The sequence below is a fragment of the Rhodovulum sulfidophilum DSM 1374 genome (genome assembly GCF_001633165.1).
GTDB classification, from domain to species: domain Bacteria; phylum Pseudomonadota; class Alphaproteobacteria; order Rhodobacterales; family Rhodobacteraceae; genus Rhodovulum; species Rhodovulum sulfidophilum.
Window position 1 is genome coordinate 1,193,763 of sequence record NZ_CP015418.1, and the last position, 19,664, is coordinate 1,213,426.

At 65.2% G+C, this 19,664-nt stretch carries 18 protein-coding genes and 1 other RNA gene; 16 read left to right on the top strand and 3 right to left on the bottom strand.

Annotated elements, in window-relative coordinates; translation table 11 throughout:
• Window positions 1-48: 48 nt before the first annotated feature.
• Window positions 49-555: a c-type cytochrome gene (locus tag A6W98_RS22115; protein WP_042458995.1), complete on the bottom strand. Its 507-nt coding sequence runs from the start codon at window positions 553-555 to the stop codon at window positions 49-51.
• A gap of 122 nt (window positions 556-677) precedes the next feature.
• Between A6W98_RS22115 and A6W98_RS05760 the strand changes: the two genes are divergently transcribed.
• From A6W98_RS05760 to A6W98_RS05800, 9 genes are all read left to right on the top strand, one after another.
• The gene (locus A6W98_RS05760) at window positions 678-1,511 is read left to right on the top strand and encodes a prephenate dehydratase (protein ID WP_042458999.1); all 834 of its coding nucleotides are present in this window, start codon (window positions 678-680) and stop codon (window positions 1,509-1,511) included.
• A gap of 74 nt (window positions 1,512-1,585) precedes the next feature.
• Window positions 1,586-1,682: signal recognition particle sRNA small type (gene ffs, locus A6W98_RS05765), an RNA gene on the top strand.
• Window positions 1,683-2,055: 373 nt separating this feature from the next.
• On the top strand, window positions 2,056-3,828 hold the full coding sequence (locus A6W98_RS05770; protein ID WP_042459002.1) for a DNA polymerase III subunit gamma/tau: 1,773 nt from the start codon (window positions 2,056-2,058) through the stop codon (window positions 3,826-3,828).
• Window positions 3,829-3,854: 26 nt separating this feature from the next.
• Entirely contained in the window at window positions 3,855-4,199 is a 345-nt protein-coding gene (locus A6W98_RS05775) for a YbaB/EbfC family nucleoid-associated protein (RefSeq protein WP_042459006.1), read from the top strand.
• A 16-nt stretch (window positions 4,200-4,215) separates the two neighbouring features.
• Window positions 4,216-4,815: a recombination mediator RecR gene (recR, locus tag A6W98_RS05780; RefSeq protein WP_042459009.1), complete on the top strand. Its 600-nt coding sequence runs from the start codon at window positions 4,216-4,218 to the stop codon at window positions 4,813-4,815.
• A 125-nt stretch (window positions 4,816-4,940) separates the two neighbouring features.
• A complete protein-coding gene (locus tag A6W98_RS05785) occupies window positions 4,941-6,884 on the top strand; it encodes an extracellular solute-binding protein (RefSeq protein ID WP_231098372.1) in 1,944 nt (647 codons plus the stop codon).
• A 6-nt stretch (window positions 6,885-6,890) separates the two neighbouring features.
• Window positions 6,891-7,994, top strand: a complete 1,104-nt coding sequence (locus A6W98_RS05790; protein ID WP_042459015.1) for a microcin C ABC transporter permease YejB — start codon at window positions 6,891-6,893, stop codon at window positions 7,992-7,994.
• Window position 7,995: 1 nt separating this feature from the next.
• Entirely contained in the window at window positions 7,996-9,105 is a 1,110-nt protein-coding gene (locus tag A6W98_RS05795) for an ABC transporter permease (RefSeq protein ID WP_042459018.1), read from the top strand.
• The gene (locus A6W98_RS05800; RefSeq protein WP_042459020.1) at window positions 9,102-10,712 is read left to right on the top strand and encodes an ABC transporter ATP-binding protein; all 1,611 of its coding nucleotides are present in this window, start codon (window positions 9,102-9,104) and stop codon (window positions 10,710-10,712) included. The genes A6W98_RS05795 and A6W98_RS05800 overlap by 4 nt, the downstream gene beginning before the upstream one ends.
• Before the next feature lie 5 nt (window positions 10,713-10,717).
• On the opposite strand, the gene hemN is transcribed toward A6W98_RS05800, so the two are convergent.
• On the bottom strand, window positions 10,718-12,073 hold the full coding sequence (gene hemN, locus A6W98_RS05805; protein ID WP_042459023.1) for an oxygen-independent coproporphyrinogen III oxidase: 1,356 nt from the start codon (window positions 12,071-12,073) through the stop codon (window positions 10,718-10,720).
• Window positions 12,074-12,135: 62 nt separating this feature from the next.
• On the opposite strand from hemN, the gene fnrL reads away from it, so the two are divergent.
• Window positions 12,136-12,882, top strand: coding sequence for a transcriptional regulator FnrL (fnrL, locus tag A6W98_RS05810; RefSeq protein ID WP_042459026.1), 747 nt, complete (start codon window positions 12,136-12,138; stop codon window positions 12,880-12,882).
• 32 nt (window positions 12,883-12,914) lie between these two features.
• Here fnrL and A6W98_RS05815 read toward each other — a convergent pair whose 3' ends face one another.
• The gene (locus tag A6W98_RS05815) at window positions 12,915-13,754 is read right to left on the bottom strand and encodes a universal stress protein (RefSeq protein ID WP_042459029.1); all 840 of its coding nucleotides are present in this window, start codon (window positions 13,752-13,754) and stop codon (window positions 12,915-12,917) included.
• 212 nt (window positions 13,755-13,966) lie between these two features.
• Between A6W98_RS05815 and ccoN the strand changes: the two genes are divergently transcribed.
• The 6 genes from ccoN (at window position 13,967) to A6W98_RS05845 (ending at window position 19,662) form a co-directional block, all read left to right on the top strand.
• Window positions 13,967-15,568: a cytochrome-c oxidase, cbb3-type subunit I gene (ccoN, locus tag A6W98_RS05820; RefSeq protein ID WP_042459032.1), complete on the top strand. Its 1,602-nt coding sequence runs from the start codon at window positions 13,967-13,969 to the stop codon at window positions 15,566-15,568.
• A 10-nt stretch (window positions 15,569-15,578) separates the two neighbouring features.
• Window positions 15,579-16,307: a cytochrome-c oxidase, cbb3-type subunit II gene (ccoO, locus tag A6W98_RS05825; protein WP_042459035.1), complete on the top strand. Its 729-nt coding sequence runs from the start codon at window positions 15,579-15,581 to the stop codon at window positions 16,305-16,307.
• Between the two features lie 11 nt (window positions 16,308-16,318).
• Window positions 16,319-16,525: a CcoQ/FixQ family Cbb3-type cytochrome c oxidase assembly chaperone gene (locus A6W98_RS05830; RefSeq protein WP_042459038.1), complete on the top strand. Its 207-nt coding sequence runs from the start codon at window positions 16,319-16,321 to the stop codon at window positions 16,523-16,525.
• A complete protein-coding gene (gene ccoP, locus A6W98_RS05835; RefSeq protein ID WP_042459041.1) occupies window positions 16,522-17,409 on the top strand; it encodes a cytochrome-c oxidase, cbb3-type subunit III in 888 nt (295 codons plus the stop codon). Before A6W98_RS05830 ends, ccoP begins: the two co-directional genes overlap by 4 nt.
• Window positions 17,410-17,767: 358 nt before the next feature.
• Entirely contained in the window at window positions 17,768-19,201 is a 1,434-nt protein-coding gene (ccoG, locus tag A6W98_RS05840; RefSeq protein WP_042459044.1) for a cytochrome c oxidase accessory protein CcoG, read from the top strand.
• The gene (locus A6W98_RS05845) at window positions 19,198-19,662 is read left to right on the top strand and encodes a FixH family protein (RefSeq protein WP_370501665.1); all 465 of its coding nucleotides are present in this window, start codon (window positions 19,198-19,200) and stop codon (window positions 19,660-19,662) included. Before ccoG ends, A6W98_RS05845 begins: the two co-directional genes overlap by 4 nt.
• Window positions 19,663-19,664: the final 2 nt, after the last annotated feature.

A 19,664-nucleotide genomic window follows, 5' to 3' on the forward strand; every position in this document is an offset into this window, starting at 1 on the left:
CATCGCGGGCCGCCCGTTCGCGTTTGAAGGCGTCCGGCCGGGGCCGGCCTACTCGACGACCGACTCGAGATAGGCGATCACATTGGCACGGTCCTGCGGGTCCTTGAGCCCGGCGAAGGTCATCGCGGTGCCCGGGACCACATCGCGCGGCGAGGTGATGAAGGCGTTGATGCGTTCGGCCGTCCAGCTGCCCTCGAGCCCGGCGAAGGCATCGGAATAAGAGAAGCCTTCGGCGCTATGGACCGGGCGCCCGACCACGCCGTAAAGCGACGGTCCGACGGCATTCGCGCCCTCTTCGACGCGGTGGCAGGACTTGCACTGGTTGAAGACGCGCTTGCCCGCGGCCGCATCGGCCTGGGCCATCCGCTCTTCGAAGGTCAGCTCCGGTTCCGGTTCGGCCGGGGTCGCGGGCTCTTCCTCGATCACCACATAGGCCGGTTGGTCCAGCCCGGGGTTGGAGAAATACAGCCCGCCGGCGCGGTCGACGAGCACGAACACCAAGAGAGCCCCAGAGGCCGAGCCCAGAAGCTTCGTGAAGCTCACCTTCTTCAGCATTAGAATATTCCCATGTTTTCCCGGGGACGTTCCTATGTGCTTCCCCTCAGTCTTGGCAAGCAGTATTCCCCGAAGGTATTGCATGAGGATTAAGTCATCCGGTCCAGGGAAACAGTCGTTCAATGACCAGCCGTATCGCCTTTCAGGGAGAGCCCGGTGCCTATTCGCATCAGGCCTGCCACGATGCCCGTCCCGACATGGAGGCGCTGCCCTGCCGCACCTTCGAGGATGTGATCGAGGCGGTGCGCCGCGGCGCGGCCGAGATGGCGATGCTGCCGGTCGAGAATTCGACCTATGGACGGGTCGCCGATATCCACCAGCTGCTGCCGGATTCGGGCCTGCATATCGTCGGCGAGGCCTTCGTGCGGGTTCATATCAACCTCCTGGCGGTGCCGGGCGCGGCGCTGGCGGGCATCCGCCGCGCGATGAGCCATACCGTGCTGCTGGGGCAGTGCCGCGACTTCCTGCAGACGCATGACATCCACCGGGTGACCGCGGCCGATACCGCGGGCTCGGCCCGGCAGGTGGCCGAGACGGGCGACCCCGAGGTCGCGGCGCTGGCGGGCGATCTGGCGGCCGAGATCTACGGGCTCGACGTTCTGGCCCGCCATATCGAGGATCACGACAAGAACACCACGCGCTTCCTGCTGATGTCGCGCGCGCCCGACCGCAGCCGCCGGGGCGATCTGGGCATGATGACCACCTTCGTCTTCCGGGTACGCAACATTCCCGCCGCGCTTTACAAGGCCATGGGCGGCTTCGCGACCAACGGGGTCAACATGACCAAGCTGGAAAGCTACATGGTCGACGGCTCCTTCACCGCGACCCAGTTCTATGCCGATATCGAGGGCCATCCCGACGACCCCCATGTCGCCCGCGCGCTGGAGGAGCTCGACTACTTCACCTCGCATATCGACATTCTGGGCGTCTATCCGGCCGACCGCAAACGCAGCTGATCCCGTCTTTCCTGCGGCGGCCCGTCCCGGCCCGGGTCTTGCGAATCCAAAGCGCGACCTCTATGTAAGCCCTCGAGAGGTTGGCGCGGGCGAGCGCCTCGCCAACCCGGTCAGGTCCGGAAGGAAGCAGCCGTAACGAGCCCCGTTCGGGCCGCTGTCCAGCCTCTCACCTATCTTCCTAGCATTTTGGTTCTTCGGAATTGGCGGATGCGAGACCCCCGCATCGCGCAGCGCTTTGAACAGCGTCGGAAACAGATTCGGATGGCCTCGTTTGCTTGCCGCATCCGAGTTCACTGTTGTGTGAAAATACTCAAGATCAGACACTGCGATATGGATGTGGTCCTGATCTTCATTGAACCATACCGAGACATTTTCGAGATAAGCCGCCTTCCCGTTCTCGCTGCGGCGCATCTTCTTTTCCTCTCGTGTGATCGTCGGGAATGACCCGGACGGATCGCTGACCGATCCCCTGCCCGCGATCCGCTGGACGCGGCCCGAGCCAGCGCCTACCCTGTCGCCCGGATACGCTACTCCGAGAGGACCCATGGCCGAGACAGAGGGCACTGCCTACCAGGTGCTGGCGCGAAAATACCGCCCCGCCACATTCGCCGATCTGATCGGCCAGGATGCGATGGTGCGCACCCTCAAGAACGCCTTTGCCGCCGACCGGATCGCGCAGGCCTTCATCATGACCGGCATCCGGGGCACCGGCAAGACGACGACGGCCCGGATCATCGCCAAGGGCATGAACTGCATAGGTCCCGACGGGCAGGGCGGCCCGACCACCGAGCCCTGCGGCGAATGTGAGCATTGCCGCGCCATCGCCGAGGGGCGCCATGTCGACGTGATGGAGATGGACGCCGCCTCGCGCACCGGGGTCGGCGATATCCGCGAGATCATCGACAGCGTGGCCTACCGGGCGGCCTCGGCGCGCTACAAGATCTACATCATCGACGAGGTCCACATGCTGTCGACCAGCGCCTTCAACGCGCTGCTGAAGACGCTGGAGGAGCCCCCCGCCCATGTGAAGTTCATCTTCGCCACCACCGAGATCCGCAAGGTGCCGGTGACGGTTCTGTCGCGCTGCCAGCGGTTCGATCTGCGCCGGATCGAGCCCGAGGTGATGATCGCGCATCTGCGCCGGATCGCCGGACTGGAAAATGCGCCGATCACCGACGAGGCGCTGGGGCTGATCACCCGCGCCGCGGAGGGCTCGGTCCGCGACGCGATGAGCCTGCTCGATCAGGCGATCTCCCACGGGGCGGGCGAAACCGGGGTAGACCAGGTCCGCGCAATGCTGGGGCTTGCGGACCGGGGCCGGGTGCTCGACCTGTTCGACATGATCATGGCGGGCGATGCGGCCGCCGCGCTGGGCGAGCTGGCCGGGCAATATGCCGATGGTGCCGATCCGCTGGCGGTGCTGCGCGATTTGGCCGAGATCAGCCACTGGCTCAGCGTCATCAAGATCACCCCCGAGGCGGCCGACGATCCGACCGTCGGCCCCGACGAGCGTGCCCGTGGCCGGACCATGGCCGAGCGGCTGTCGATGCGGGTCCTGACGCGGATGTGGCAGATGCTGCTGAAGGCGCTGGAAGAGGTCTCGATGGCGCCCAATGCGATGATGGCGGCCGAGATGGCGGTGATCCGGCTGACCCATGTCTCGACCCTGCCAAGCCCCGAGGACCTGGTCCGGAAGCTGCAGGAAAACCCGCCCACCGGTCCGGCTCCCTCGGGTCCCGCGCCGGGCGGCCCCGCGCCCTCGGGTGGGGGGGGCAACGGGGCCGGGGTGCAGGGCCAGGCCCGCGGCGCTCCGGTCCATGCCGGGCCCTCGGGCGGTGGCGCCGTCACCGCGCTGGCCCATGCGCCCGAGCAGACGCTGGCCCATTACCCCAGCTTCGAGGCGGTGGTCGATCTGATCCGCGCCAATCGCGACATGGTGCTGCTGGTCGAGGTCGAGGCGGGGGTCCGGCTGGTCAGCTATTCGCCCGGCCGGATCGAGTTCGAGCCCGCGCCCGACGCCCCCGCCGATCTGGCGCAGCGGCTCGGGCACCGGCTGCAGACCTGGACCGGCGCGCGCTGGGCGGTGTCGGTCGTGGCCAAGGGCGGCGCGCCCAGCATCGACGAGACCCGCAACGCCGCCGAGGCCGCGCGCCGGGCCGAGGCCGCCGAGCATCCTCTGGTCCGCGCCGTTTTTGCCGCCTTTCCCAAGGCCGAAATCATCGACATAAAGCCGCCCGAGGTCCTTGCGGCCGAGGCGGCGGCCGAGGCCCTGCCCGAGGTCGAGGAGGAATGGGACCCGTTCGAGGACGACGACTGAACGCATAACAGGCGAAGGAGACACGCATGTTGAAGGGAATGGGCGGTCTTGGCGACATGGCCAAGATGATGAAGGCCGCGGGCGAGATGCAGGGCAAGATGGCCCAGCTTCAGGAAACGCTGGCGGCGACGCTGGTCGAGGGCGAAAGCGGCGCTGGTCTGGTCAAGGCCACGGCGACAGCCAAGGGCACGCTGACCGCGCTGTCGATCGACCCGTCGATCTTCAATGCCGACGAGAAGGAAGTGGTCGAGGACCTGATCCTGGCGGCGATCAAGGACGCCCAGGAAAAGGCGATGGAAAAGACCAAGGAAGAGACCCGCAAGCTGACCGAGGACATGGGTCTGCCCCCGGGGCTCGGCCTGCCGGTCTGATCCCGGAGCCCGGCCGATGGCCGACCGTCCGGACGAGATCGACAGGCTGATCGACCTCATGGCGCGGCTGCCGGGGCTCGGGCCCCGGTCGGCCCGTCGTGCTGTCCTGCATCTGGTCAAGAAGCGCGCGGTGCTGCTGCTGCCCTTGGCCGAGGCCATGCGCAAGGTCGGCGAGGCGGTGCATGAATGCGCCGTCTGCGGCAATGTCACCACCGCCGATACCTGCGAGATCTGCACCGATCCGGTCCGCGCCAATGGCGAGATCTGCGTCGTCGAGGACGTCGCCGATCTCTGGGCGATGGAGCGGGGCGGCGCGTTCCGGGGCCGCTATCACGTGCTGGGCGGCACGCTTTCGGCGCTCGACTCGGTCGGGCCCGAGGACCTGAGGATCCCCGAACTGGTCGAACGGGTCGGGCGCGAGGGCATCTCGGAGGTGATCCTGGCGCTCAACGCCACCGTCGACGGGCAGACCACGGCGCATTACATCGTCGACGAGCTGGCCGAGACCGGGATCCGGCTCAGCTCGCTGGCGCAGGGCGTGCCGATCGGGGGCGAGCTCGACTATCTCGATGACGGCACGATCAGCGCGGCGCTGAAGGCCCGGCGAGGGCTCTGAGCCGCTGATTGCCGCGTTTGATTGCAGCGCTCTCACGTATTCTCAACTTGAACCTGCGGCACCGGGACCATTAGCTAGGGCAAGGTCTTGCGTCCGTCTGACCGTCGATGACAGGGAGTTCGCCAATGCCCACGCCCCGCAGCCATCCGGACAGCGCCGCTTGTGCGGCCGCCGCCCGGCCGTTCCCGACGACGCCTCTCATGGCGCCCGTGCTGGCGCTGTTTCTCGCCCTTGGTGCCGGTCCGGCCCCGGCCGAGGAGGCCGCGACCGGGATGTCGGACGGCAAGGTCATCGAGAGCTTTGCCTATTCGGCGCTGGGCGCGCCGAAATACGGCCCCGACATGGCCCATCTCGATTACGTCAATCCCGACGCGCCCAAGGGCGGCGAGATATCGATCTGGGCGCCGGGCACCTTCGACAGTTTCAACCAGTATTCGCGCATGGGCGTACCCGCGGCTCTGAACACCATCGGCACCGAAAGCCTGATGACCTCGACCGCCGACGACCCCTATGCGATGTATTGCTATCTCTGCACCTCGATCGAATATCCCGAGGATCTGTCCTGGGTGATCTTCAACCTGCGCGACGACGTGACCTTCCAGGACGGCACGCCGATGACCGCCGAGGACATCGCCTTCACCCAGAAGCTGTTCCTGGAACAGGGGATCATCGAATACCGCCGTCTGGTCGAGGCCTATTTCGGCCCGATCGAGGTGCTGGGTCCGCACCGGATCAAGTTCACCTTCAACGACGTGACCCCGATGCGCGACCGGATCGGGCTGGCGGGCGGCACCCCGGCCTTTTCCAAGGCCTGGTTCGAGGAAACCGGCGCCCGGCTGGACCAGAGCACCAAGACGCCCTTCATGGCCACCGGCGCCTATGTGCTTGACAGCTTCGATTACAACCGCCGCGTCGTCTATCGCCGCAATCCCGATTTCTGGGGCGCCGACCAGCCCTTCAATATCGGGCGCCACAATTTCGACCGGATCCGGGTCGAGTATTTCGCCGACAGCAATGCCGCCTTCGAGGCCTTCAAGTCGGGCGCCTATACCTTCCGGACCGAGAATTCGTCCAAGACCTGGGCCACGGGCTATGACTTTCCGGGCATCGAGCGCGGAGACGTGGTCCGCGAGGCCATTCCCGATGGCAGTGTCGGCACCCGGCTGAGCTGGGTCTTCAACCTCGACCGCGCCAAGTGGCAGGACATCCGGGTGCGCCGCGCCGTCGAGATGATGTTCAACTTCGAGTGGTCGAACAAGACGCTGTTCTACGGCTATTTCACCCAGCCGGTATCGTTCTGGTCGGGTACCGATCTGGCAGCAAGCGGCACCCCCGGGCCCGACGAGGCCGCGATCCTGCAGCCGCTGGTCGACGAGGGGCTGCTGGAGCCGGAGATCCTGACCGAGGAGGTGGCGAGCCCGCCCGATCATGATGCCGATACCTACCGCCCCTCGCGCCGGATCATCCGCGCGGCCTCGAAACTGCTGGACGAGGCGGGCTGGGTCGCGGGCGACGATGGCATCCGGCGCAAGGACGGTCAGCCGCTGGAACTGGTCATCATCCAGCGCGATCCGCAATTCGACCGCGCCATCAACCCCTTCCTCGAGAATCTCAGGATGCTGGGTGTGAGCGGCCGTCTGGAGCGCGTCGATACCGCGCAATATGTCGAACGCCGCCGTGCCGGGATGTTCGATCTGGCCAATCAGGGCTTCGTGATGGGGTTCGAGCCCTCGAGCGGGCTGTCGCAATGGTTCGGCTCGAAGACCGCCGATAACAGCTCGCGCAACCTGATGCGGCTGCGCAGCCCGGCCGTCGACCGGCTGATCGAGGACGTGATCGCGGCCGATACGCTCGACGGCATGAAGACCCGCGTCCATGCGCTCGACCGGGTGCTGCGGTCGCTGCATTTCGACATTCCGCTCTGGTTCAACGACAAGACCTGGGTCGCCTATTACGACATGTATCGCCACCCCGAGACGCTGCCGCCGCTGGATGTGGGCGAACTCGATTTCTGGTGGTTCGATCAGGAGGCGGCGGATCGGCTCCACGCCTCGGGCGCGCTGAGGTAGACCGGCATGGGCGCCTATATCCTGCGTCGTCTCGCGCTGATCGTGCCGACGCTTCTGGGCATCATGATCATCAACTTCACCCTGACCCAGTTCGTGCCGGGCGGGCCCGTGGAACAGGTGATCGCCAAGATCGAGGGCCAGGGCGATGTGTTTTCGGGCTTTGCCGGCGGCGGCGGCGATGCCGGTGCAGCCCTTGGCGCGGGCGGGGGCGGTGGCAGCCCGACCGACAAGTATATCGGCGCGCGCGGCCTGCCGCCCGATTTCATCGCCGAGCTGGAAAAGGAGTTCGGCTTCGACAAGCCGCCGCTGGAACGCTTCCTGACGATGATCTGGAACTATGCCCGGTTCGATTTCGGGCAAAGCTATTTCCGGTCGGTCTCGGTAATCGATCTGGTTCTGGAGAAGATGCCGGTCTCGATCAGCCTGGGGCTGTGGTCGACGCTGATCGCCTATATGGTCTCGATCCCGCTGGGTATCCGCAAGGCGGTGCGGGACGGGACATCCTTCGATACCTGGACCTCGGCGGTGATCATCATCGGCTACGCGATCCCGGGTTTCCTGTTCGCGGTGCTGCTGCTGGTGCTGTTCGCGGGCGGGTCCTATCTGCAATGGTTTCCGCTGAGGGGGCTGGTCTCGGAAAACTGGGCCGAGCTCAGCTGGCCCGCGAAGATACTCGACTATTTCTGGCACATCACGCTGCCGGTCATCGCCACCACGATTTCCAGCTTCGCCACGCTGACGCTTCTGACCAAGAATTCCTTCCTCGACGAGATCAAGAAGCAATATGTCGTCACCGCCAAGGCCAAGGGCCTGTCCGAGGGGCGGGTGCTTTACGGCCATGTCTTCCGCAACGCGATGCTGATCGTGATCGCGGGCTTTCCGGGCATGTTCATCGGCGTCTTCTTCGGCGCCTCGATCATCATCGAGACGATCTTCTCGCTGGACGGGCTGGGGCGTCTGGGCTTCGAGGCGGCGGTGGCGCGCGACTATCCGGTGATCTTCGCCACGCTTTACGTCTTCGGGCTGATCGGGCTCTTGGTCGGCATCCTGTCCGACCTGACCTATGTGCTGGTCGATCCCCGGATCGATTTCGAAAGCCGGGAGACCTGACATGGCCTGGCTTTCGCCCCTGAACCAGCGGCGCTGGCGCAACTTCAAGCGCAACCGCCGCGCCCACTGGTCGCTGATGATCTTCGCGGTGATCTTCGGGCTGTCGCTCTTTGCCGAGCTTCTGGCCAATGACAAGCCGATCTATGTCAACTATCGCGGCGAGAGCTTCTTTCCGGTCTACAGCTTTTATCCCGAGACCGATTTCGGCGGCGATCTCCGGACCGAGGCGGTCTATCGCGATATCGAGATCCAGTGCCTGATAGTCTCGGGCGGGCTCGAGGCCTGCTGGGACGACCCGGAAGGCGTGATCGCCGATGCAGAGGACGGCGTCGTCGACGGCGAAACGATCGAGAAGGGCTGGATGCTCTGGCCGCCGATCCCCTACAGCTACGACACCGTCAACAATATCGACGGCACCGCACCCTCGGCCCCCGACGCGCAGCACTGGCTGGGCACCGACGACACCACGCGCGACGTGCTGGCCCGGGTGATCTATGGCTTCCGGCTGTCGATCCTGTTCACGCTGATGGTCACCGGCATCGCCTCGGTCATCGGCGTCGTGACAGGGGCGGTGCAGGGCTTCTTCGGCGGCCTGACCGACCTGATCTTCCAGCGCTTCATCGAGATCTGGACCTCGACGCCGCAGCTTTACATCATCATCATCCTCTTTGCCGTGCTGGGCCGAAGTTTCTGGCTTCTGGTCTTTCTCACCGCGCTGTTCGGCTGGCCCGCCCTGGTGGGCGTGGTGCGGGCCGAGTTCCTGCGCGCGCGCAATTTCGAATATGTCCGCGCCGCCCGCGCGCTGGGCGTCTCCAACTGGAAGATCATGTTCCGCCACATGCTGCCCAATGCCATGGTCGCGACGCTGACCATGCTGCCCTTCATCATCACCGGCACCATCGGCACGCTGGCCAGCCTCGACTTTCTCGGGTTCGGCCTGCCCGCCTCGGCGCCCTCGCTGGGCGAGATGACGCTGCAGGCCAAGGAAAACCTGCAGGCGCCCTGGCTGGGCTTCACCGCCTTCTTCACCTTCGCGATCATGCTGTCGCTGCTGGTCTTCATCTTCGAGGGCGTGCGCGATGCCTTCGATCCGCGAAAGACGTTCCAATGAGCCCGGTTCTCAAGGTCGACAATCTGCAGGTCTCCTTTCAGCAGGACGGCCGGCAACAGGTCGCGGTCAGGGGGGTCAGCTTCGAGGTCGGACGCGGCGAGACGGTGGCGCTGGTCGGCGAATCCGGCTCGGGCAAGTCGGTGACGGCGCTTTCGACCGTGGGATTGCTGCCCGGCGCGGCGACGGTCTCGGGCTCGGTGATCTATGAGGGCGAGGAACTTGCCAAGGCGCCCGAGAAGCGGCTGAGGCAGGTCCGGGGCAACGATATCAGCTTCATTTTCCAGGAGCCGATGACCTCGCTCAATCCGCTGCACACGCTGGAAAAGCAGATCACCGAAAGCCTGGCGCTGCATCAGGGCCTGACCGGTGCCGCCGCCCGCGCGCGGGTGCTGGAGCTTCTGGAGCGGGTCGGCATCCGCGATCCCGAAAGCCGTCTGGGCGCCTATCCGCACCAGTTGTCGGGCGGGCAGCGGCAGCGGGTGATGATCGCCATGGCGCTGGCCAACGGGCCCGACCTGCTGATCGCGGATGAACCCACCACGGCGCTCGACGTCACCATCGAGGCGCAGATCCTCGAGCTTCTGGCCGAGCTCAAGCGCGAAGAGACCATGAGCCTTCTGTTCATCACCCACGATCTGGGCGTGGTGCGCCGGATCGCCGACCGGGTCTGCGTGATGAAGGATGGCGAGATCGTGGAGATCGGCCCCACGGCCGAGATCTTCCGCGCCCCGCAGCACCCCTATACCCGGAAACTGCTGGCCGCGGCGACGGTGGGCGGCCCCGATCCGCTGAAGGCCGAGGCCCCCGAGATCGTCCGGACCGAAGGGCTCAAGGTCTGGTTCCCGATCCAGCGCGGCTTCATGCGCAGGACCGTGGACCATGTGAAGGCGGTGAACGGCGCCGATATCTCGGTCCGGGCGGGCGAGACGCTGGGCGTCGTCGGCGAATCCGGTTCGGGCAAGACCACGCTGGCGCTGGCGATCATGCGGCTGATCTCGTCCGAGGGGCGGATCGTCTTTCAGGGCAGCGCCATCGACGGGTTGAAATCGCGCCAGATCCGGCCGCTCAGGCGCGACATGCAGATCGTGTTCCAGGACCCGTTCGGCAGCCTCAGCCCGCGGATGACGGTCGAACAGATCGTGGCCGAGGGGCTGGGCGTGCATGGCTCGCAATCCGGGCGCAGCGCCCGCGAGGACGTGGCGCAGATCCTGACCGAGGTCGGGCTCGACCCGGCCATGATGCACCGCTATCCGCATGAATTCTCGGGCGGGCAGCGTCAGCGCATCGCCATCGCCCGGGCGATGATCCTGCGGCCGCGGATGGTGGTGCTGGACGAGCCGACCTCGGCGCTGGACATGACGGTGCAGGTGCAGATCGTCGATCTTCTGCGCGACCTGCAGCGTCGATACGACCTGGCCTATCTCTTCATCAGCCACGACCTCAGGGTGGTGCGGGCGATGTCGCACAAGGTGGCGGTGATGCGGCTGGGCGAGATCGTCGAGGCGGGGGAGGTTCACGAGGTCTTCGACGCGCCGAAGACGGAGTATACGCGCACCCTGATACGGGCGGCCTTCGGGGCGCCCGGGGAAAGCCCGGGCGCCGCCTGAGAGCGTCAGATCGCCGAGCTGTGGCCGGCTTTAGACAGGTCGTAGGCGTCGAAGCCGCGGGCGATCATCCGGGCCAGCGGCTTGCCGTGTTCCGGCACCGTCAGCCCGTCATTGGTGAGGTCGATGAACCCGGCGAAGCGGTCGGCCACCTCCTGGAACATCGCGTTCAGCTCGGCTTTCGGGATGCCGAAACTCTCGGTGATCTCGGCGGTCGAGATGTGGAAGTCGCACATCAGCGCCTCGATCATCCGCGAGCGCATCCTGTCCTCGTCGGTGAACACATGGCCCCGGCCGGTGGCGAAGCGGCCGTCGCGGATGCGCGCCGTGTAATCCGAGGTGCCCGAGAGGTTCTGCGCATAGCCCTGCGGGAAGCGCGAGATCGAGGAGGCGCCCAGACCGATCAGCGCCGCGGCGGTGTCGTCGGTATAGCCCTGGAAGTTCCGGCGCAGCTCGCCGGCCTCCAGTGCCCGGGCCAGCCCGTCCTCGGGCCGCGCGAAGTGGTCGATGCCGATCTCGCGATAGCCGTCCCACAGGAACAGTTCCTTGGCGGTCTCGTAAAGCTTCAGCCGGTTCTCCGGCGTCGGCAGCGCCTCGGTCGGGATCATCGACTGGCGCCGGGCCATCCAGGGCACGTGGGCATAGCCGTAAAGCGCGACCCGGTCGGGCGACAGCGACATCAGCTTCTGCACCGATTCGGCGATCCGCTCGTTCGACTGATGCGGCAGGCCGTAAAGGATGTCGGCATTCAGCGAGGTGATGCCCTTCGAGCGGATCAGGTCGACCGCGTCGCGGGTGATGTCATAGCTCTGGATCCGGCCGATCACCGACTGGATCTGCGGGTCGAAGTCCTGGATGCCGATCGAGGCGCGGTTCATGCCCGCCCCGGCCAGCACGTCGAGCCGGGCCTCGTCGATCTCGTTCGGGTCGATCTCGACCGAGAACTCGCCCTCTTCGTGCATCGGCGCGACCGCGAAGATCGCCTCGGTCAGCTGTTTCATCATGTCCGGCGACAACAGCGTCGGCGTTCCCCCGCCCCAGTGCAGGCGCGACAGCGTGACGCCCTCCGGCAGCCGCTTGCCCAGCATCGCGATCTCGGTCTTCAGCGTCTCGAGATACGCTTCGACCGGCGAGTCGGACCGGGTGCCCTGGGTCCGGCAAGCGCAGAACCAGCACAGCCGGCGGCAGAACGGCACGTGGAGATACAGGGAAATCTGCGAACCGGGCTCGATCTGGCCGATCCAGCCGGCGAAGTCTCCATCGTCTACCGACGCGTTGAAATGGGGTGCCGTGGGGTAACTGGTGTACCGGGGCACCTTGGCGTCAAATAGACCGAGACGGGTGAGTTGCGATTCTGTGCTCATTCGACTAGCGTTAAGTCCACCCAAGGAACCTCTCCTTGATCGAAGTCAAAATGGGAAACGGAATGGCCGTTACCGACACCTCCGTTGTGCATACCGAGTGTTTCGAGTGCCCGATTCGCCATCGTGCCGTCTGTGCACGCTGCGAAGCCGACGAACTGGAGGCGCTCGAGGCCGTCAAGTACTACCGGACCTACGATGCCGGTCAGAGCGTGATCTGGTCCGGCGATCGCATGGATTTCGTGGGCTCGGTCGTGGAAGGCATCGCGACCCTGACCCAGACCATGGAGGACGGCCGCACCCAGATGGTGGGCCTTTTGCTGCCGTCCGATTTCGTCGGCCGCCCGGGGCGCGACCTTGCGGCCTATGACGTGACCGCGACGACGCAGCTCACGATGTGCTGTTTCCGGCGCAAGCCGTTCGAAGAGCTGATGGTGCGCACGCCCCATATCGGCCAGCGGCTTCTCGAAATGACGCTCGACGAGCTCGACGCCGCGCGGGAATGGATGCTGCTTCTGGGGCGCAAGACCGCGCGCGAGAAGATCGCCAGCCTGTTGGCGATCATCGCCCGGCGCGACGCCGTGCTGCGGCTGGGGCCGACCCGCGGCCGGATCGTGTTCGATCTGCCGCTCACGCGCGAATCGATGGCCGACTATCTGGGCCTGACGCTCGAGACCGTCAGTCGGCAGATCTCGGCGCTGAAGCGCGACGGCGTGATCGTGCTGGAAGGCAAGCGTCATGTGACGGTTCCCGATTTCGACAGGTTGCTGGGCGAGACCGGCGACGACAATGACGGGGGCATGCCGGCCTGAGATCCGTCCCAGGCCGGGCCGTCCGCGGCGGTTCAGTGCGCCATCAGCACCGGGATCGCGGTCTTTTCAAGCATGCCGCGGGTTGCGCCGCCCAGGATCGCCTCGCGGAAGCGCGAGTGGCCATAGGCGCCCATGATCATCATGTCGGCCTCGATATCCGTCGCGTGACGCTGCAGCACGTCCGAGACCCGCGGCATGGTCTTGGCCAGCACCGAGATCTCGGTCTTGACGCCGTGGCGCGACAGCATCTGCGACAGCGCACCGCCGGGATCCGACCGGTCGGGGCCGTGTTTCGGCGGATCGACCACCGCGATATTGACCACGTCGGCGGCCTGCATCAGCGGCAGGGCTTCCTTGATGGCGGCCATCGCTTCCTGGCTCTGGTTCCAGGCGATCACGATCTTGCGGCCGATATGGGCGGTGTCGGCCCCGGCCGGGACCACCAGCAGCGGTGCATGGCCGTCGAACAGGACCGCTTCGGTCGCCGCTTCGTCCTCGATGCCGCGGCCTTCGCCATAGGGGCGGGGCATGATCACGAGATCGGAGAACCGCGCCCGCTGCGCGACCAGATGGCTGAGCCCGGCAATCTGGGCCACCGCGGCCTCGCTGCTCCAGGTGACGGTCTCGCGGCCCATCCGGACCTTGACCGCGGCTTCGATCGCCGAGGCGTCTTCCTGCGCCTTGTGCAGGGTCTCCTGCTGGATGAACGCGTTGGTGCCTGCGTAGTAATAGCCTGTCTGGGTCCGGTCGACGCCGAGGCAGAGAATGTCGAGATGCGCTTCCTCGCGGGCGGCCAGGGTGATCGCCGGTTCGAGGCCTGAGTCGGCAATATCCGTTTCTGTGATGATGGTTAGGATGGTCTTGTAGCCCACCGCAATACTCCTTCGCGTCGGTAGTGACGTCGCGGTGACATTAAATCACCGCGATCTTCCAAGGCTTTGACCAAGATCAAGCTTGAATTGGACAAGCTAAAGAGAGATTGACTTGGATCAAAGCATATCTGTGCATACCATAGAATACGTCACGGTATCGTGAGGGAGTCGACCGAAGGCGGTTCGGTCGGTGAAAGACGAAGGGACTCTCAATGTGGGACTACGTTAAGATCGCCGCCTTGGGCGTGATCGCGGTGCTCGCCGCGGTCGCCGCCTTCATGGCACGCGACATGGCATACATGGTGCACGCGGTGATCATCCTGCTCGTTGCCGGCGGCCTCGTCGCGCTGACAGTGCGGGGCCTCGGTGCGCCGAAGCCGGTTGTCGACAAGACCGGCTACATGGATGATGTCATCCGGGCGGGTGTCATCGCGACCTGTTTCTGGGGCGTGGTCGGCTTTGCCGCCGGCACGTTCATTGCCAGCCAGTTGGCCTTTCCGGGCCTGAATTTCGAATGGGCCAGCGGGTACATGAATTTCGGCCGGCTGCGTCCGTTGCACACCTCGGCGGTGATCTTCGCCTTTGGCGGCAACGCGCTGATTGCCACCTCTTTCTATGTCGTGCAGCGCACCAGCGCGGCGCGGCTCTGGGGCGGCAACCTCGCCTGGTTCGTGTTCTGGGGATATCAGCTGTTCATCGTGCTGGCCGCGACCGGCTATCTGCTCGGGGTGACCCAGTCCAAGGAATATGCGGAACCCGAATGGTATGTCGACATCTGGCTGACGATCATCTGGCTGGTCTACCTGGCGATCTTCCTCGGCACCGTCTTCAAGCGGAAAGAGCCGCATATCTACGTCGCCAACTGGTTCTATCTCAGCTTCATCGTCACCGTGGCGATGCTGCACCTGATCAACAACCTCAGCCTTCCGGTCTCGATCTGGGGCTCGAAATCGGTCCAGGTCTTCTCGGGCGTGCAGGATGCCATGACGCAGTGGTGGTACGGCCATAACGCGGTGGGCTTCTTCCTGACCGCGGGCTTCCTGGGCATGATGTACTATTTCGTGCCGAAACAGGCCGAGCGTCCCGTCTACAGCTACAAGCTGTCGATCATCCACTTCTGGGCGCTGATCTTCCTGTATATCTGGGCCGGGCCGCACCACCTGCACTATACCGCGCTGCCGGACTGGGCCGGGACGCTGGGGATGGTGTTCTCGATCATGCTGTGGATGCCCTCCTGGGGCGGGATGATCAACGGCCTGATGACGCTGTCGGGCGCCTGGGACAAGATCCGCACCGACCCGATCATCCGGATGATGGTCGTCGCCGTCGGCTTTTACGGCATGTCGACCTTCGAAGGCCCGATGATGTCGATCCGCGCGGTCAACTCGCTGTCGCACTACACCGACTGGACCATTGGCCACGTGCATTCCGGCGCGCTGGGCTGGAACGGCATGATCACCTTCGGCGCGCTCTACTTCCTGGCGCCGCGGCTGTGGAACAAGGAGCGGCTGTATTCGACCACGCTGGTGTCCTGGCACTTCTGGCTCGCGACCATCGGCATCGTGCTCTACGCGGCCTCGATGTGGGTCACCGGCATCATGGAAGGCCTGATGTGGCGCGAAGTCGACGCGCAAGGGTTCCTGGTGAACTCCTTCGCCGACACCGTCGCCGCCAAGCACCCGATGTATATCGTCCGCGCGCTCGGTGGGGCCCTCTATGTCGCTGGCGGTGTCATCATGTGCTACAACATCTGGAAGACCGCGACCTCCGCGCCCGCCAAGCAACCGGCGGCCGTTGCGGCGCCTGCTGAATAAGGACGCAGTCATGGCAATTCTCGAAAAACACAAGATCCTTGAGAAGAACGCATCGCTGCTTCTGGTGTTCAGCTTCCTTGTCGTGACCGTGGGCGGTCTGGTCGAGATCGCCCCGCTCTTCTACCTGCAGAACACCATCGAGAAGGTGGAGGGCATGCGCCCCTACTCGCCGATGGAGCTGGAGGGGCGCGACATCTACGTGCGCGAAGGCTGCTATGTCTGCCACAGCCAGATGATCCGGCCGATGCGCGACGAGGTGGAACGCTACGGCCATTACAGCCTCGCGGCCGAGTCGATGTACGATCATCCGTTCCAATGGGGGTCCAAGCGGACCGGGCCCGACCTGGCCCGGGTCGGCGGGCGCTATTCCGATGCCTGGCATGTCAACCACCTGCGCAACCCGCAATCGGTGGTGCCGGAATCGGTGATGCCGAAATACGCCTTCCTCGAACGGCGCATGATCGACCCCGAGCACATCGCCGACAAGCTGCGCACCCATCGCGCGGTGGGCGTGCCCTATACCGACGAGATGATCGAGAACGCGGTGGCGGATTTCAACGCCCAGATCGATCCCTATGACGATGGCGCAGACGCTCTGCTCGAGCGTTATCCGGGCGCGCAGCTGCGCAATTTCGACGGCAATGAGGGCATCTCCGAGATGGATGCGCTGATCGCCTATCTGCAGATGCTGGGCACGCTGGTCGACTTCTCGACCTTCGAGCCGGACGCGAGCCGCTGAGGGGGAGGCCGATGGAAACCTATTCCTTCATGCGCGAATTCGCCGACAGCTGGATGCTTCTGGTGCTCACCCTGTTCTTCGTCGGCGTGGTTGTCTGGGCGTTTCGCCCGGGCAGCGCCAAGGAGCACAGCGATACTGCCAACATCCCGTTCCGGCATGAGGACCAACCTGCAGGCACCGAAGACGGTGCGACGTGCCATAAGGAGGCGCGGACATGAGTTCAAGCGATCACCACACCAAGCCCGGCGAGGTCGGCACCACCGGCCATAGCTGGGATGGCATCGAAGAGCTGAACAATCCGCTGCCGCGCTGGTGGCTGTGGACCTTCTATGCCTGCATCGCCTTCGCCCTGATCTACTCGGTCCTCTATCCGGCCTGGCCGCTGGTGAAGGGGGCGACGCCCGGGCTTCTGGGCTATTCGACCCGGGCGGCCGTCGAGGTCGAGATCAAGGAATACGAAGACCGCAATGCCGAACTTTCGAGCCAGCTGGCCGCGGCCTCGATGGAAGATCCGGCGGCGATCGAGGCCGAACCTGCACTTTACAACTACGCGGTGCAGGGCGGTGCTTCGGTCTTCCGCACCAACTGCGCCCAGTGCCACGGTTCGGGCGCGGCCGGCGTGCAGGGGCAGGGCTATCCCAGCCTGCTGGACGATGACTGGCTCTGGGGCGGTACGCTGGAGGATATCTACTACACCGTCACCAATGGCGTGCGGAACGAGGACAACATGGATGCGCGCTGGTCGCAGATGCCCTCTTTCGGCACCGACGGCCTGCTGACCAGCGGGGAAATCGACCAGGTGGTGCAATATGTCCGGCAAATTTCCGGACAGGAACATGATGCCGCATTGGCAAGCCAGGGTGAAACGGTGTTCCTTGATAACTGTGCTGCATGCCATGGCGAGGATGGCCGCGGCGACCGCAACGTAGGCGCGCCCAATCTGACGGACGCGATCTGGCTTTACGGTGGGGACGTCGCGACGCTGACCGAGACGGTGACGAAAGCGCGCTTCGGGGTCATGCCGACCTGGAAGGAACGTCTCAGCGAGACGGAGCGCAAGGCCGTTGCGGTCTATGTCCACCAGTTGGGCGGCGGCGAGTGACTAAACGACTTCCGGGGGCCCTAGGCCCCCGGTCGATGGCACCGGCCCCCATCCTGTTCGCGCGTTTCCACGGGGGCCGGTGTCTATCCTCGCCGAACCGCCCCCCAAGCGTCCAGCGCCCACCCCTGAGAGAGCCCTGTGCGTCAGCGCACAGAATTAGAGTTTTTCCAGTTCTCAAAATCCATCCTGTGCGATTCGCCGTCTCTGACGTCGCACTCTGCCCCAGAAGTGAACGCCCCGGCGCTTTCCTTGGGACCCCACAGGATCTAGCTATCGCAGAACGAGGGCTCGGAGCGCGACGCGACCCCGCGAGAGGCACGCCGCCGGCCCCGGCCCGCAGCCCGAACGGAGAGAGCGCGTGAGCTCGACAGACCAGAACCCCGACCGCCTTTATTCTGCCCGCGAACCGATCTTCCCGCGGCGCGTGTCGGGCAAGTTCCGCAGCCTTAAATGGTGGCTTCTCGCCATCTGCCTCGGCATCTATTACCTGCTGCCCTGGATGCGCTGGGACCGCGGCCCGAACCTGCCCGATCAGGCGGTGCTGATCGACCTTGCCAACCGGCGCTTCTTCTTCTTCACGATCGAGATCTGGCCGCACGAATTCTATTTTGTCGCCGGCCTGCTGATCATGGCGGGGCTCGGGCTGTTTCTGTTCACCTCGGCGCTGGGCCGGGTCTGGTGCGGCTATTTCTGCCCGCAGACGGTCTGGACCGACCTGTTCATTCTTGTCGAGCGTTGGGTCGAGGGCGACCGGAACAAGCGCGTAAAGCTCTGGAATGCGCGCTGGGACACCAGGAAATGGCGGCTGAGGCTGACCAAATGGGCGCTGTGGCTGGCGATCGCCGTGGCCACCGGCGGTGCCTGGGTCTTCTATTTCGCCGATGCGCCGACGCTGCTGTGGAACCTCGTCACCTTCCAGGCCCATGCGGTGGCCTATTCGACGATCCTGGTGCTGACGCTCACGACCCTCATCCTGGGCGGCTTCATGCGCGAACAGGTCTGCGTCTACATGTGCCCCTGGCCGCGGATCCAGGCGGCGATGATGGATGAGGACACGCTGACCATCGGGTACCGCGAATGGCGGGGCGAGCCGCGAGGCAAGCATCGCAAGGCCGAGGGCGCGGCGCAGCTCGGCGACTGCATCGATTGCAATGCCTGCGTCAATGTCTGCCCGATGGGGATCGACATCCGCGACGGCCAGCAGCTTGCCTGCATCACCTGCGGGCTGTGCATCGACGCCTGCGACGATGTCATGGACAAGGTCGGCAAGCCGCGCGGGCTGATCGATTACATGGCGCTGTCGGACGAGGCGCGCGAGCGCGCGGGCACCCCCGCGAAAGCCGTCTGGCGGCATGTCTTCCGGGTCCGCACCATCTTCTACACGCTGCTCTGGTCGGCGGTGGGCGTGGGCCTCATGGTGGCGCTGTTCATCCGGCCCGATATCGGCATGACCGTCGCCCCGGTCCGCAACCCGATCTTCGTCACCATGTCGGACGGCTCGATCCGCAATACCTATGACGTGCGGGTGCGCAACATGCATGGCGAGGCGCGCGACTTCCAGCTGAGCGTGACCCCGGCCGAGGCCTTCACGATCTCGGTCGAGGGCGCCGAAGACGCCACCTTCACGGTCCCGGCCGACGAGACGCTTCTGAAGCGGGTCTATATCGTCGCCCCGGCGGGCAGCGCGCCTGCCAGTGCCTCGACCTCCGAGGTCCGGATCTGGCTCGAGGGGCTCGCGGCCGAGGAGCGGACCTATGACGACACGGTGTTCAACGGGAGAGGGATGAAATGATGGGCAAGGAGCTGACCGGACGGAAGGTCCTCATCTTCACCGTTTCCGCCTTCGCGGTGGTGGTGGGCGTCAACCTGACGCTGGCCTATCAGGCGGTGCATACCTTCCCCGGTCTGGAAGTCGCCAATTCCTATGTCGCGAGCCAGGAGTTCAACACCCATCTGCACGAGCAGCAGGCCCTGGGCTGGACCACCAGCATCGATTACGACGAGGCCGAGAAGGTGCTGGCGCTGCGCTTCGAGGACGAGGCCGGCAAACCGGTCGAGGTCCGCGATCTCGACGTTCTGGTCGGTCGCGCGACCAGCGTGCGTGACGACCGGACGCCCCGGATGGTCTATTACAACGGCGCCTTCTCGTCGCCGCTCGATCTGGGCGGGGGCTTCTGGACGATCCGCGTCACCGCCGCGGCGGAAGATGGCACGCCCTTCCGGCAGCGGCTGCAACTGCACGTGGACGGTTAGGC